The following is a 15,782-nucleotide window of genomic DNA, read 5'->3' as shown; positions in this document are numbered from 1 at the left end:
ATTGCAGAGCGGGTTGTTGCTAGGACAAGGTTTACATTAGATTCTTCTAACGATTACTGGATTCTTCGGCTTATGAGTTATTATCTTCACAAGATCGGATATTTTTAGGTTACTTCTGATTTACATTCAGAAGCCAATAGGGTTGATTTTCGCTTTTACTCGTCGTCCTGATGAGAGCAATACGAAAGTTCGCTCAGCTACAACAACGATGAATTAGTCATATACGAAAGTAAAAGCTACCTTAACGGAGCCACAAGTAGTTTCTGCTTAACAGAGATATCTAGAGGATGTCAAGGTTATATAGACGTTGCTAGGTTAGCGTAGATGCCGAACCCAAAATTGTATTTCAGGCAGGATGTTCAGGTTGAACCCCTATTCAATTTGTGGGTGGCTTGGGTATTACTGATCCCCCCGGCTACAGCGGCGATGAATCTGGTCGATCGCCATCTGGCTATCATGACCTCATACATCAATTCGCCCCAACTTCATATCCTGGCTTTGAAAAACCTAGCCATGCAGAGCGGCCCTTTCATTGCCCTAGATAGTTCCAGAGTCGATGAAGTGAAGGATCTGTTGCAACACACGCAGGAACGCCACGGACACTTAATCGAGTTTGTCCATGCCGTTAAAGAATTGGAAAATCTCTTGAGTCGCGATGCCAAGGGGTATAGCTTGGAATCGCTTTACGCCAAAGTCCCAGAGATCCTGCAAGGATATGTGGAACTCAGCTACGACCTCAACAACAATCCTACATTCAGATTTTTTGAACAGTTGCTCTACCGCAGCCCCTTTTACGATGTGACGTGTCAAAGTATGGGACTGTCTCAGGTGAAGCACGATCGCAGTCGCCCATTCATTTTCAGTACACCCAGGCTAAAGCAGGAGAACTACGCTCATTTACCGATTCCGTTTGCTCATCCGGGATTGGATGAACTGTTTAAGATGAGGTCAACCCCGCAAGATTATGACTATATTTGCAGTCAGCTAGACGTTGAGATTACGAACCCAGAACTATTCAGATCATTTTTTACTGAAGCACCTCCACCAAGTCAGGAAAAGTATACGGGCGATCGTGTCCGCATTCGGTATTTCGGTCATGCCTGTTTGCTCATTGAGACGCGGGAGGTCAGTATTCTGTTCGATCCGGTCATTAGCTATACTTATGATTCAGATATTCCCCGGTACACCTATCAAGATTTACCCGACTGGATTGATTATGTACTGATCACTCATAGCCATCAAGATCACTGTTTGCCGGAAACATTGATGCAGTTGCGGCATAAAGTCGGTCATATTGTCGTGGGTCGCAACTGTGAAGGTGCGCTGCAAGATCCATCTCTGGGGCTGATGCTGAAATATCTCGGCTTCAAGAATGTGATTGAACTCAGAGAACTGGACGAGATTGAAATTCCCGGAGGGGTGATTGTTGGACTGCCGTTTCTGGGAGAGCATCATGACCTGTTAGTCCGCAGCAAACTGACTTATTTAGTGCGCTTGTTGGATCATTCCATATTGGTACAGGCAGATTCTTGCAGTATCGATCCAGTCTTGTATGACCGCATTCACAATTACACCGGAGATGTCGATCTCATTTTTCTGGGGATGGAATGCGACGGCTCACCGCCTTCCTGGGTTTATGGCCCGTTGTTTAAATCACCTTTACCGAGACCGATGGATCAAAGCCGCCTGGGTCGGGGTTGTAACTATAGGGAGGGGATGCAGTTGGTCGATCGCTTCCATCCTCAGCAGATGTATGTTTACGCCATGGGACAGGAGCCTTGGCTGCAATACATTTTAGGGCTGGAGCTACAAGAGGATGCTAATCCCATGGTTCAATTGCAGCGCTTAATCAGTGAGTGTAAATCCAGAGGGATATCTGCTGAATTCCTGTTTGGGAAAAAAGAGGTTGTGCTATGAGCCAGACCCGATTGCAACAAAACCTGTGGCATTACACAGGAAAAAACTATCAGCCCCATGCCGATTTTTGGAGGGCACAACTCGCCCAACTGGAAGCCCCTTTCCGCCTAGAAGGCACTTTTCTGCTAGAAAGCCCTGTTGAACCGGATGGCTCTTGCTGGAATGTGAAAGAAACCTATCCCTTTGAATTGGATGCCAGTGCGACACAGACCCTTGACACAATCGCCAAACAAGATCTCCTGGCGACCTATATTGTCATTGTTTCAGCGCTGACCTATTTATTCAGTCGCTATACTGGACAGCCCACTATTTTGATTGATTCCCCTGTGCTGGCCGTTCAAGAGTTCGGTGAAGCGATGGGAGAGTCAGTGAGTTTGCTGTTTCAAGTGAATGAAACAACATCTTTAAAGACCTTTATTTCCACCGTTTCCCAAATCGTTTCTCAAAGTTACAGCTATCAAGGTTTCCCGTATCGGGAAATGATTGCCACCGATCAAACCAAAGAGAATCTGGCGACCAATGTCGTCGTGTGGCTGCCGGAGATTCATGGGTCATGTCCTGATCTAAGTCCCTATGACTGGGTAATCGAGATTCACAAAGACTCAGCTCTGCACTTGACCTGGCGCTACAACCCCAGACACTGCGATCGCGCGTTTGTGCAGGGCTTTGCTCAACAGTTACAACATTTATTTTCAGCGTATACGCAACTTGATACCCCTCTGGCTCATCTGGAAATTTTGTCGCCCGCAGAACAAACCAAGCTTGTGCAGGATTGGGCTGTCGGCGATCGTATGGAGCGGCAACCACAAACGATCCATGAACGGTTTGCCGCTCAGGTATTAAAAACGCCAGACAATATTGCCATTCAAACCCCCAGCCGTAGCCTCACTTACCAGGAACTCGACGTTCAAGCCAATCAACTCGCTGATCATCTCCGCACTCAGTACGACATCCAACCGGATGAGCCGATTGGAGTAATGCTGGGGCGTAGCGAATCCTTAATCATTGGCTTGCTGTCCATTCTCAAAGCAGGTGGGACGTATGTGCCCATTGACCCGGACACGTTCAGCGATCGCTTGGAATTTCTCATCCGAGATGCGGCTCCGAAGGTTTTGCTGATGGAGCTAGACAGCCTGCCCCAACTGCAAAATCTGTTGGATATTCCCATGTTTGCGATGGATATCCAGTTGTCCCAACTGAAGCAGATCACCCACCCTCCTGCATCCCTCAGTCAGCCCTCTGACCTGGCGTATATCATCTATACCTCCGGCTCTACAGGCATACCCAAAGGGGTGACAGTAGAACATCACAGCTTTGTCAACATGGCGATCGCCCAAATCGATGCCTTTGATATTCAGCCCAGCGATCGGATCTTGCAGTTTGCCAATTCCTCTTTTGATGCGTCGCTGTCAGAGATATTTATGGCCCTGTTCTCTGGGGCGACGGTGGTTCTCGTAGACAAGGCCACGCTTGTCGATCGCCAGCAGTTCCTCGCTTACCTGGATGCCCAAAAAGTCACAGTTGCGACGTTTCCCCCGGCTTATCTGCGTGCCCTGGAGCAACCGAAGTTTCAGCATCTGCGGGTGATGATTACAGCGGGTGAAACTGCCTATGCACAGGACGCTGATCATTACGCCCAGCAGTTGGACTATTTCAACGCCTACGGCCCAACGGAAACCTCGGTCTGCACAACAATTTACAAATTGGAGGCGGGGCAGCCTGAGCGAGGGGATATCCCCCTCGGTAACCCAATTCCCAACACCGCCGTTTACTTGCTTGACCCCTTGTTGAGACCTGTACCCACGGGAGTCGTAGGTGAGATTTGTGTCGCGGGTCAAGGACTGGCCAGAGGCTATTTACACAACCCGGAGTTGACCGCCAGCAAATTTGTCGAAAATCCGTTCGTACCTGGGGAAAAGCTCTACAGAACCGGGGATCTGGCCAGGAGGCTGGCTAACGGCGAATTGCTCTTTGGGGGACGGCGCGATCGACAAGTTAAAATCCGGGGTTATCGGATTGAATTAGGGGAAATTGAAGCCGCGCTATACCGCATCCCTGGAGTCACCCAGTCCGTAGCCGTGACCAGAACCGCCCATGACAACAACCAGGAAATCCTGGCTTATGTCGTCGCACCAGAGTTGGAAAGTTCCCAGTTGCGGTTCGAGTTGAGTCAGATCCTACCGGACTATATGCTGCCAGTCGCTTTTTTGTTGCTGGAGGAATTCCCGCTGACCCCCAATGGCAAAATCGATTACCGCGCCCTCCCCACTCCTGAGATCGCTTTTGGCAGTTCAGAAGCCAGCTATGATCCACCTACCACCCCGATACAAGCCAGTTTAGCGGCGCTTTGGGCAGAAGTGTTGGGTCTGGAAAAAGTCGGTATCCACGACAATTTTTTTGAGCTTGGGGGGCATTCCCTATTAGCTACCCAACTGGTTTCACGGATCAGGGATGTGTTAGCGGTGGAAATCCCCCAGCGCCACTTATTTGAAACCCCCACGATCGCGGGACTCAGTGCCGTAGTTGAATCGTTGCGCCAAACAGGATCGGAGGTGCCCACCCTGGCGATCGTGCCAATTAACAAAACCGGAACCCTGCCGCTATCCTTCGCCCAGCAACGGATCTGGTTCCTCGACCAACTTGAGGGCAGTAGCGCCACTTACAACATCCCAGCGGACTTGCACCTTCAGGGATCGCTTAATGTTACGGCCTTAGAAATGGCTGTGCAAGAAATTGTTCGACGGCATGAAATCCTGCGAACTAGCTTTGTCTTAATAAATGAGACTGTAGTCAGTGTGATCGCACCGACCTTCAGTGTGACTGTCCCGATAGTGGATTTGCAGAGGTTACCAGAAGAGCAGTCCCATGAGGTGCAACGGTTAGCAAGCATTGAAGAGCAGCGGCCCTTTGACTTGGCATCAGACCCCTTACTGCGCGTCAATTTACTGCGGCTGGCGGAAAAGTCCCATGTGCTCCTGGTGACCCTGCACCATATTGTCTCTGATGGCTGGTCAATCGGGATATTTATCCGAGAAATGGCGGCACTGTATGAAGCCTTCAGTCAAGGAAAACCTTCACCACTGCCGGAGTTAACCATCCAGTATGCAGACTTTGCCCACTGGCAACGGCAGTGGTTGAGCCGGGAAGTGCTAGAAGTGCAAATGAACTACTGGCGACAGCAATTAGCAGGGGCACCGCCGTTGCTAGAGTTGCCCATCGACAGAACCCGCCCACTAGTACAAACCTTCCAAGGAGATATCCAGTATTTTCAGATTGACCGTGCCCTGACACAGAAGTTACAAAGTCTCAGCCAGAAATCAGGGGCAACCTTATTTATGACCTTACTGGCGGCATTCGCCGTCCTACTAGGGCGCTACAGCAATCAAGAAGATATATTGGTTGGTTCGCCGATCGCCAACCGCAACCGTCGGGAAGTAGAGTCGCTAATCGGTTTCTTTGTCAACAGCCTAGTATTGCGTGCCGATTTGCAGGGAAACCCAACGTTCCAACATTTACTGAGTCGGGTGCGGCAGGTTGCAATGGATGCCTATGCACACCAAGATTTGCCATTTGAGCAGTTGGTGGAAGTTTTACAACCAGAGCGTTCCCTCAGCTATAGTCCCCTGTTCCAGGTGATGTTTGTTTTGCATAATACACCAATGGGAAAATTGGAACTTCCAGGTCTGACTCTAACTGCCTTGAAAAATGAGAGCGCAACAGCGAAGTTTGACTTGACACTGGTGATGGAAGAAACAGAAGAGGGGCTGAGTGGAGAATGGGAATACAACACCGACTTATTTGATGCTGCCACAATTGCCCGGATGGCGAGACATTTCCAAAATTTGATTCAGGGAATTGTTGCCAATCCAGAGCAAAGAATTTCAGAATTTTGTTTTTTAGAAGAGGTAGAGCGGCATCAATTACTGGTGGACTGGAATCATACCCAGACTGAGTATTCCCCTGGCCAACGCATACATCAGATGTTTGAAGTGCAGACTAGGAAAACGCCAAATGCGATCGCATTAGCATTTGCAGATGTTCAGAATGCCCAACAGCTAACTTACTGGGAATTGAACGCCCGCGCCAACCAGCTAGCACACTATCTGAAAAAATTGGGAGTGAGACCAGAAGTACTAGTCGGTGTATACATGGAGCGTTCACTAGAGATGGTAGTGACGCTACTTGGTATTCTCAAAACTGGCGGGGCTTATGTACCTTTAGGTCCACAGATGCCCCAAGAACGTTTAGCTTTCATTTTGAAAGATGCCCAGGTATCCGTATTGTTGACTCAGGAAAGGTTACAAGCTGGGTTACCCAACTATGGCAAACATCTGGTCTGTTTGGATACAGTTTGGCAGACAATTAACCAGGAGAGTCAGGAAAATCCGGTTAGTGGTGTAACAGCCGCAAATTTGGCTTACGCGATTTACACCTCCGGATCTACAGGAAAGCCCAAGGGTGTTGCAGTCACCCATGAATCTGTCACCAACTTCTTGAATTCGATAAAACAGCAGCCAGGTTTGACAGACCAAGATATTTTGCTGGCAGTTACTACCGTAACTTTTGATATTGCAGGGCTGGAACTTTTCTTACCCCTAATTGTAGGAGCGAAATTAGCCTTGACCAGCGATGAAGAGGCTGTTGATGGAGCAAGATTGTTAGAGAAGTTAGTTAAATCTCAGCCTACTGTTATGCAAGCCACTCCAGCTACATGGCGAATGCTTGAAGCGGCTGGGTGGGAAGTTTCCCCTCAATTGAAAATTCTTTGTGGGGGTGAAGCTTTACCTCAAGCACTTGCTGATCAGTTGCTAGAAAAAGCAGCCTCTGTTTGGAACTTATATGGCCCCACTGAAGCCACTATCTGGTCAACTATCCACAGCGTCAGCCGTCCGGTTAAGCCCAGCAGAGTGAACCTAGAGCCTATTGGTCGTCCTATTGCGAACACACAGATTTACATTCTTGACCGTAATCTCCAACCAGTTCCAGTTGGAGTTAGAGGTGAACTATACATTGGTGGGGCTGGCTTGGCAAGAGGTTACCTCAACCGCCCAGATTTGACGGCTGAAAAATTTATTCCCAACCCTTTTAGCCCAGAACCGGGAAGTCGTCTCTATAAAACTGGAGATTTAGCCCGCTATCTGAGTGACAGCACGATTGAATTTCTCGGTCGAATTGATCATCAGGTGAAGTTGAAGGGGTTTCGCGTTGAACTGGGAGAAATTGAGGCGGTGCTGAGACAGCATCCCCAGGTGCGAGAAACTGTAGTGATTCTCCGGGAAGACCAACCCGGTGACAAGCGACTGCTAGCCTATATTGTTACAGACTCAGAATCAATTGACACCAGCGAAATTCGCCGCTTCTTAAGTGAGAAACTGCCCGGTTATATGCTGCCTAGTGCCTTTGTGCAGATGGAAGCCTTGCCCCTAACCCCCAATGGAAAATGCGATCGCCACGCTTTGCCAGCACCCGATGCATCGGTAAATTTAGCAACTCGCTTTGTTGCACCTAGGACTCCTACAGAAAAGATTCTGGCTGACATCTGGGCAAAAGTCCTGAGATTGGCGCAGGTCAGTATCTATAACAACTTCTTTGAACTCGGTGGAGATTCCATTGTCAGCATTCAAGTCATTGCCCAAGCTCACCAAGCAGGGCTACAACTGACGCTCAAGCAGCTATTTCAGCATCAGACCATCGCTGAGTTAGCCTCTGTGCTAGATACAACTATTTCTGCTCCATCTCAACAGGCGATCGTCACTGATCCAGTGCCACTTATTGATCGCTTTGAGTCTGCCGATGCTGGGGATTATAAGCCTTCAGACTTCCCGCTTGCAAAATTGGATGAGGAAAAGTTAAAAAAAATATCCTCTCTATTCAATTAAGTTCAATGTCAACTATCCGGTTCTAATGGGGTACAGCGATGGTGGTCTTCTGGAGGTTTTGAGATGAAGAATGTTGAGGATATATACACTCTTTCACCCATGCAGCAGGGTATACTCTTTCACTCGCTGTACGCTCCAGCATCGGGAGTTTATTTCCAGCAACAGTGCTGTACGCTGCACGGGAACTTAAATATTTTGGCGTTTAAGCAGGCATGGCAGCAAGTGATCGTTCGTCATCCGATTTTGCGTACCGCCTTTGTTTGGGATGGTTTAGACGAACCGCACCAAGTTGTATGTAAGTCAGTAAATTTACCTTGGTTTGAAAGCGACTGGCAAAGTCTGACTCCGCCTGAACAACAACAGCAATTAGAGGCTTTATTACAGAGCGATCGCACCAAGGGATTTGAACTGAATCAGGCTCCCCTAATGCGCTGCACTTTGATTCAGATTGCTCCAGAGACTTTCCACTTTGTTTGGAGCCATCATCACCTGCTGCTTGATGGCTGGTGCTATCCGATCGTCTTTAAAGAAATCTTGTCTTTATATGATTCTTTCTGCAAAGGCAGTGACTTGTACCTAGAAACTCCCCGTCCCTACCGAGATTACATCGCCTGGTTGCAGCAGCAAGACCTCTCTCAAGCACAAGTATTTTGGCATCAAACCCTTAAGGGGTTGACCGCACCTACTCCTTTGGTTGTAGATAAAGCTGGGGGCAAGGGAACTACTCAACAGCCAACGATCCACGACCAGCAACATCTTCGCTTATCCGCAACAGAAACTGCTGCGATACAGTCTTTTGCACAACAACATCATTTGACACTAAACACTTTAGTACAAGGAGTTTGGGCACTACTGCTGTATCGTTATAGTCGGGAATCAGATGTAGTTTTTGGTGCCACCGTCTCCGGTCGTCCTCCTGTCCTCATGGGAGTGGAATCGATAGTAGGGCTGTTTATTAACACCCTGCCCGTGCGGGTTCAAGTCTCGGCCTCCGCGAACCTACTGCCTTGGCTGCGTGAGTTGCAAGCACAGCAAGTAGAACAGTTGCAATATTCATACAGTCAAATGGTTGAAATTCAAGGTGTTAGTGAAGTACCACGAGGAATGCCCTTATTTGAAAGCATTGTGGTATTTGAAAACTACCCAGTAGATACTTCTTTGCAACAATTGGATAGCAGTTTAGCAATTAGTAATTTTCGGACTTTCGATCAAACGAATTATCCCTTAACGGTGGTAGCGGAACCTGGTTCAGAATTTTCTGTACGCATTGGCTACGATACTAACAGCTTCGAGCCAGAAACGATACACCGAATGTTGGGTCACTTTCAAACCTTGCTTTTAGGAATGGTAGCAAATCCACAAGCAAGTTTGTGTGAATTACCGCTGCTAACGCCTCAGGAGCAACAGCAGTTGCTTTTTGAGTGGAATGATACGCAGACAGATTACCCCCAAGATAAGTGCATCCACCAGTTGTTTGAAGAACAGGTAGAGAGAACTCCTGATATAGTCGCGGTAGTGTTTGAAGAGGAGCAACTGACCTATCGAGAATTGAACGCTCGTGCCAACCAACTGGCGCACTACATACAAACCTTGGGAGTTGAAGCGGAGGTGTTGGTGGGTATCTGTGTAGAACGTTCAATTGAGATGGTAGTGGGCTTGTTGGGAATCCTCAAGGCGGGTGGGGCTTATGTGCCTCTAGACCCCACTTATCCTCAGAAGCGATTGGCTTATATGCTGGAGGATTCCCAGGTTTCAGTTTTATTAACACAGGATAGATTAGTAGCTAGCTTACCCAGAAATCAATCCCGTGTAATCCGTTTAGATGCCGATTGGTCAATCATCTCCACTGAAAATCACCAAAACTTAATGAGTGGTGTTTCCTCTAAAAACTTGGCTTATGTAATTTTTACATCGGGGTCTACTGGAAAACCAAAAGGAACAGCGATCTCCCATCAAGGACTGATAAATTACTTGTACTGGTCTACTCAGACCTATGCAGTAGCACAAGGGAATGGCGTTCCTGTTAACTCTTCGATTAGCTTTGATTCAACGATTACTAGTTTATTCTCTCCCTTATTGGTAGGGCAGAAGGTCGTCATGCTACCAGAGAATGAACAAATAGAGGTTTTGTGTACCGCCTTGAACTCTAACAGTCATTTCAGCTTTGTCAAACTGACTCCTGCTCATCTGGATATTCTCAGCCAATTGTTAACTGCTGATGTTGGGGGTCAAACGAAGTTGTTGATTGTTGGTGGTGAAGCGCTGTTGGGGGACAGTCTCTCATTTTGGCACAATTACGCGCCTCACACCAGAATAATTAACGAATACGGACCCACAGAGACCGTGGTGGGTTGTTGCGTTTATGAGGTGACCCCTCAGACCCCACGATCGAGTGCAGTGCCCATTGGTCGTCCTATTGCCAATACCCAGCTTTATATACTGGATTCCTTTCTCCAACCAGTCCCCATCTCAGTTGTCGGCGAACTGCACATTGGCGGTGTCGGTTTAGCCAGGGGGTATCTCAACCGCCCGGATTTGACGGCTGAGAAATTCATTCCCCATCCTTTTAGCCCAGAACCGGGAAGCCGCCTCTATAAAACGGGTGATTTAGCCCGCTACCTCAGTGACGGCACGATTGAATTTCTCGGTCGGATGGATCACCAGGTGAAGTTGAGGGGGTTCCGGATCGAATTGGGAGAAATTGAGGCGGTGCTGAGACAAGATCCCCAAATCCGGGAAGCTGTGGTGATCCTCCGAGAAGATCAACCCGGTGACAAGCGCTTGGTAGCCTATATTGTTGCCAGCACAGAATCAATCGACACCCGGGAAGTGAGTCGCTTCCTGAAGGAGAAACTACCCGATTACATGGTGCCTAGTGCCTTTGTGCAGTTGGCAGCTCTGCCCCTGACTGCTAACGGAAAATGTGATCGCCGCGCCCTGCCAGCACCCCAAGCATCCGTCAATTTAATCGTTGACTCTGTTCCCTCTACATCTGCGGAAAAGGCATTAGCTCCCATCTGGGCTGAAGTGCTCCACTTAGAACAAGTGGGTATCCATGACAATTTCTTTGAACTCGGAGGACATTCCCTGTTAGCCACCCAACTGATTTCTCGCATCCGGGACGCTTTCTCCCTGGATGTGCCTCTGCGCCACTTGTTTGAGTCTCCCACAGTCGCAGAACTAGCCAGGGTCATAGAACAGCTACAAGTCCAGGATGAAAAACTGCAAACATCTGCGATCGTGCCTCTCTCGCGGGAGACTCGCCGCATGAAACGTTCTTTACTGATGGATGAGGAGCGACAATAGGGGGTTAATAGAGAGAAAAATTCGATCCATGCTGCAATGATGATCACGGGAACACCCAGGAGAGGTTTTCATGAAACAGACCAACGATTTTCTAGCGGTCAGTGAGAATAATTTTGGTACGATCGAAGAGGATGTCTTCGTATTTCCGGCATCTTTTGCTCAACAGCGCTTGTGGTTTCTCAGCCAACTTCAGGAGGGTAGTGTTGTCTATAACATTCCATCTGCGTTGCAGTTAACCGGGGTGCTGAACCTGGCAGCACTCAAGCAAGCGCTGACTGAAATCGTTCAACGCCACGAAGTCCTGCGTACTCACTTCCAACTCCACGACGGCTCCTTAGTCCAACTCATCTCTCCCACCGCTGACTTTGACCTGACTCTGGTGGACTTGCGATCTCTCCCCTCAGCAGAACAAGCCCAACACGTCCAAGACTTCGCCTTCCAGTCAGCCCAGGCTCCCTTTGACCTTGCAACTGGATCTTTAGTCCGGGTCAGCCTCCTGCAACTGGCTGAACACTCCCATGTCCTCCTGGTGACCCTGCATCATATCGTCTCCGATGCCTGGTCTACCAGCATCTTCATTCGAGAAGTGGCTGCCCTCTATGCCGCCTTTTTACAAGGACAGCCCTCCCCCTTGGATCCCTTACCCATCCAATACGCAGACTTTGCTCACTGGCAACGCCAGTCCTTAAGCGGCGACATACTCACCACCCAACTCGCCTACTGGCAACACCAACTCGCAGGCGCTCCCCCCCTTTTAGAATTACCCAGCGACAGAACTCGTCCCGCGGTGCAACGCTTTGCGGGCGGCACAGAGCAATTTCAACTCGACTCTCCCCTGAGTCAGCAACTCGTAGCCCTGTCCCAGTCAGCCGGGACTACGCTCTTCATGACCTTGCTCGCCGCCTTTGCCACGCTCCTCGCCCGCTCTAGTCACCAGGACGATATCGTCATCGGGTCTCCGATCGCCAATCGCACTCGTCGAGAACTGGAGCTACTGATTGGCTTCTTTGTCAACACCCTGGTGCTGCGCCTGCCCCTGCAAAGCAACCCCACCTTCCTAGAACTGTTGCAGCGGGTGAAGCAGGTGGCGATGGAGGCGTATGCCCATCAAGACCTGCCTTTTGAACAACTGGTGGAAGCCTTGCAACCCGAGCGCTCCCTCAGCCACACGCCCCTGTTTCAGGTGATGTTTGCTTGGCAAAATGCCCCGATGGGTCAACTGGAACTACCTGGTTTGACGCTCGAACTTTTAGACATTGCCAATGTCACCGCCAAGTTTGATTTGCTGTTGTCGATGGCAGAAACAGAAGCGGGGTTGACTGGAGTCTGGGAGTACAACAGTGATTTGTTTGATGCCAGCACTATCCGCCGCCTGAGCGGGCATTTTCAAACCTTGCTGCAGGCGATCGTTACTCATCCAGAACACCCCATTGCTACCTTACCCTTGCTGCCGCCGTCAGAGCGTCAGCAAGTGGTGGAGCAGTGGAATCAGACGCAGGTGGAGTATTCACAAGCCTGCATTCACCACTTGTTTGAAATGCAGGTGGAGCGCACGCCAGATGCAGTAGCAGCAGTATTTGAGCAGCACCAGTTAACCTACCGCCAACTGAATCAGCGAGCGAATCAACTGGCGCACTATTTGCAGTCGTTGGGAGTGGGAGCAGAGGGGTTAGTGGGGATTTGTTTGGAACGCTCTCTAGAGATGTTGGTAGCGGTGCTGGGCGTGCTCAAGGCAGGGGGCGCTTATGTCCCGTTAGACCCGGCTTACCCAGCAGAGCGGTTGGCAGTGATGCTGGAGGACACCCCGATAGCGGTGTTGTTGACGGACTCCACGCTGGCTGTGAAGCTCCCATCTCAGTCCGGGTCGGTGGTGTGTGTGGAGCAAGTGTGGCGGGAGTTAGCCCAACTCTCGCAGGCGAATCCGACCTCTGGGGTGCAATTAGACAACCTCATCTATGTCATTTTTACCTCTGGCTCTACGGGTAGACCGAAAGGAGTCATGAATACCCACCGTGGGATTTGCAACCGCTTGCTCTGGATGCAGGAAACTTACCCATTAGCCTCCCACGATCGCGTTCTCCAGAAAACTCCCTACAGTTTCGACGTGTCGGTCTGGGAGCTATTTTGGCCGTTGTTGACCGGGGCGTGTTTGGTGTTATGCAAACCCGAAGGACACAAAGACAGTGCTTATCTGCTACAGCTAATCCAGGAGCAGCAGATCACGACCTTGCACTTCGTTCCCTCCATGCTGCAAGCTTTTCTGGGAGTGTCAGGGCTGAATGCTTGTCATTGCTTAAAACGAGTTTTTTGCAGTGGCGAATCGCTTCCTTTTCAACTTCAAGAGCGTTTCTTTGCCCATTTGAGTTGCGAACTGCATAATCTTTACGGTCCCACAGAAGCTGCGATCGACGTGACCTTCTGGCAATGTCAACGGGACAGTGTGCAGCCAATTGTATCGTTGGGCTATCCGATTAGTAATATCCAACTTTACATTCTCGATCACTATCTCCAATCTGTGCCGATCGGTATTCCAGGTGAACTGCACATCGGCGGTGTTGGTTTAGCCAGGGGGTATCTCAACCGCCCGGATTTGACGGCTGAGAAATTCATTCCCCATCCTTTTAGCCCAGAACCGGGAAGCCGCCTCTATAAAACGGGTGATTTAGCCCGCTACCTCAGTGACGGCACGATTGAATTTCTCGGTCGGATGGATCACCAGGTGAAGTTGAGGGGGTTCCGGATCGAATTGGGAGAAATTGAGGCGGTGCTGAGACAAGATCCCCAAATCCGGGAAGCTGTGGTGATCCTCCGAGAAGATCAACCCGGTGACAAGCGCTTGGTAGCCTATATTGTTGCCAGCACAGAATCAATCGACACCCGGGAAGTGAGTCGCTTCCTGAAGGAGAAACTACCCGATTACATGGTGCCTAGTGCCTTTGTGCAGTTGGCAGCTCTGCCCCTGACTGCTAACGGAAAATGTGATCGCCGCGCCCTGCCAGCACCCCAGGCATCCATCAATTCAGCAACTCGCTTTGTTCTACCCTCTACTTCTACAGAAAAGATTTTAGCCGCCATCTGGGCTCAAGCATTGGGGTTGACGGAGGTCGGTATTTACGACAACTTTTTTGAGTTGGGTGGAGATTCCATCAAGGCAATCCAGGTAGTATCCCGTTTAGCCCAACACAACCTGAGAATCAAAGAAAGACACCTGTTTCAGTTCCCAACCATCGCCGAACTCGTGCAACAAGCGGTTTTGCACGAAAATCAAGCTGACCAGAGAATCGTATTAGGGATTGTACCCCTAACCCCAATTCAACTCAGATTTCTCTCAACTTACCCCGGTAAGAAACATCATTTTAATCAGTCTATTATGCTCGCCACTGCGGAGCGATGGAATGTGGATGCCCTACGCTGCGTTGTTCGACAGATTCAGTGCCATCATGATGCACTCCGGTTGCGATTCAGGACGATCGATGAGGCGATCGTCCAGGAGTGTGCAGACGTTGAGCATTGTTTTGATTTAGAAGTTATTGATTTAGTAGGGCAAGTGGATGCCATCCATCGGCTAGAGACAGAAGCCGATCGAGTTCAATCTAGCATGGATCTAGATCACGGTCCTTTGATCAGGTTTATGCTCTTCCATCTGGATCAAGGAGACAGACTGTTAATGGCTGCTCACCATTTAGTGATAGATGGGGTCTCCTGGCGGATTTTACTGGAGGATCTAGCCCAGGGGTATGATCAAGCGTGTGCGGGTTCGGAAATCAGATTTCCTGCTAAAACTGACTCTTATCAGCGATGGTCAATGACGCTGCAAGAATATAGCACCAGTCAACTATTACAACAAGAAGTAGAGTATTGGCAGCACCTGACCAACACAGTGGTGGATACTTTTACAATCGATGTTCCTGAAGGGGAAAATCTAGTTCGGGATAGTTGCACCCTGGACTTTGCTTTAACTCCAGAGGAAACAGACTCCCTACTGAAGAAAGTTCACCGTCCTTATAATACCGAAATTAATGACATCTTACTGACTGCTCTGGCTCACGCCCTCCATAGGTGGTGTGGATATCGGAGCTTTTTGATTGATTTGGAGGGACATGGACGAGTAGATGATATTGATGGGGTAGATGTCTGCCGGACTGTAGGCTGGTTTACCAGTATTTACCCTGTCTTGCTCGATTTAGGTTCTACTAGCGATTTGGGATACCAAATCAAGTCCATTAAAGAAATGCTGCGACAAATTCCTCACAAAGGGATCGGTTATGGGATCTGGTGCTACTTAATACTAAACGAGCAAGAACGAAATGCTTGGATTGATCAACAATCTGCCATTTTGTTCAACTATTTGGGGCGTATCGACGAAGATATTCGCTTCAGTCGATTTGATTTGGCGGAAGAGCCATGCGGTAATTTGATTGATCCCGAATCTGCACGAACACACGAATTGGAATTTTCGGGATTTGTTCATGAAGGGAAACTGAGATTTTCAGTTACTTTCAGTACTGACCGATTTCATTTGCAGACTATTCAAAGACTTTTAGAGAATTACGAGCAGGCGTTGAAAGAGATCGTTGAGCATTGTCAGCAGCAACAGACGATCGAACTCACCCCTGCTGATTTAACCTACGACAATTTAAGTTTGGAAGAGTTTGAGGAAATTTTTACCGAGGAATAATG

At 49.0% G+C, this 15,782-nt stretch carries 4 protein-coding genes; all 4 read left to right on the top strand.

Annotation, left to right across the window (positions count from 1 at the left end; genetic code table 11):
- Positions 1–324 precede the first annotated feature (324 nt).
- Positions 325–1,917, top strand: a complete 1,593-nt coding sequence (locus C7B65_RS17955) for an MBL fold metallo-hydrolase (RefSeq protein WP_073072321.1) — start codon at positions 325–327, stop codon at positions 1,915–1,917.
- Positions 1,914–7,796, top strand: a complete 5,883-nt coding sequence (locus C7B65_RS17950; RefSeq protein ID WP_073072320.1) for a non-ribosomal peptide synthetase — start codon at positions 1,914–1,916, stop codon at positions 7,794–7,796. The genes C7B65_RS17955 and C7B65_RS17950 overlap by 4 nt, the downstream gene beginning before the upstream one ends.
- 63 nt (positions 7,797–7,859) lie before the next feature.
- The gene (locus tag C7B65_RS17945) at positions 7,860–11,102 is read left to right on the top strand and encodes a non-ribosomal peptide synthetase (protein WP_073072318.1); all 3,243 of its coding nucleotides are present in this window, start codon (positions 7,860–7,862) and stop codon (positions 11,100–11,102) included.
- A gap of 70 nt (positions 11,103–11,172) precedes the next feature.
- The gene (locus C7B65_RS17940; protein WP_073072317.1) at positions 11,173–15,780 is read left to right on the top strand and encodes a non-ribosomal peptide synthetase; all 4,608 of its coding nucleotides are present in this window, start codon (positions 11,173–11,175) and stop codon (positions 15,778–15,780) included.
- The last annotated feature ends 2 nt before the right edge of the window (positions 15,781–15,782 follow it).

Source organism: Phormidesmis priestleyi ULC007 (genome assembly GCF_003003695.1).
In the GTDB taxonomy this organism is placed as follows: Bacteria; Cyanobacteriota; Cyanobacteriia; order Leptolyngbyales; family Leptolyngbyaceae; genus Phormidesmis_A; species Phormidesmis_A priestleyi_A.
The sequence above is the reverse complement of the archived record's forward strand: the minus strand, read 5'-3'. Positions and strand labels throughout refer to the sequence as shown.

Coding starts and splice junctions, on each gene's coding strand:
- C7B65_RS17955 (WP_073072321.1), top strand. CDS start 325: ATGCCGAACCCAAAATTGTATTTCAGGCAGGATGTTCAGGTTGAACCC.
- C7B65_RS17950 (WP_073072320.1), top strand. CDS start 1,914: ATGAGCCAGACCCGATTGCAACAAAACCTGTGGCATTACACAGGAAAA.
- C7B65_RS17945 (WP_073072318.1), top strand. CDS start 7,860: ATGAAGAATGTTGAGGATATATACACTCTTTCACCCATGCAGCAGGGT.
- C7B65_RS17940 (WP_073072317.1), top strand. CDS start 11,173: ATGAAACAGACCAACGATTTTCTAGCGGTCAGTGAGAATAATTTTGGT.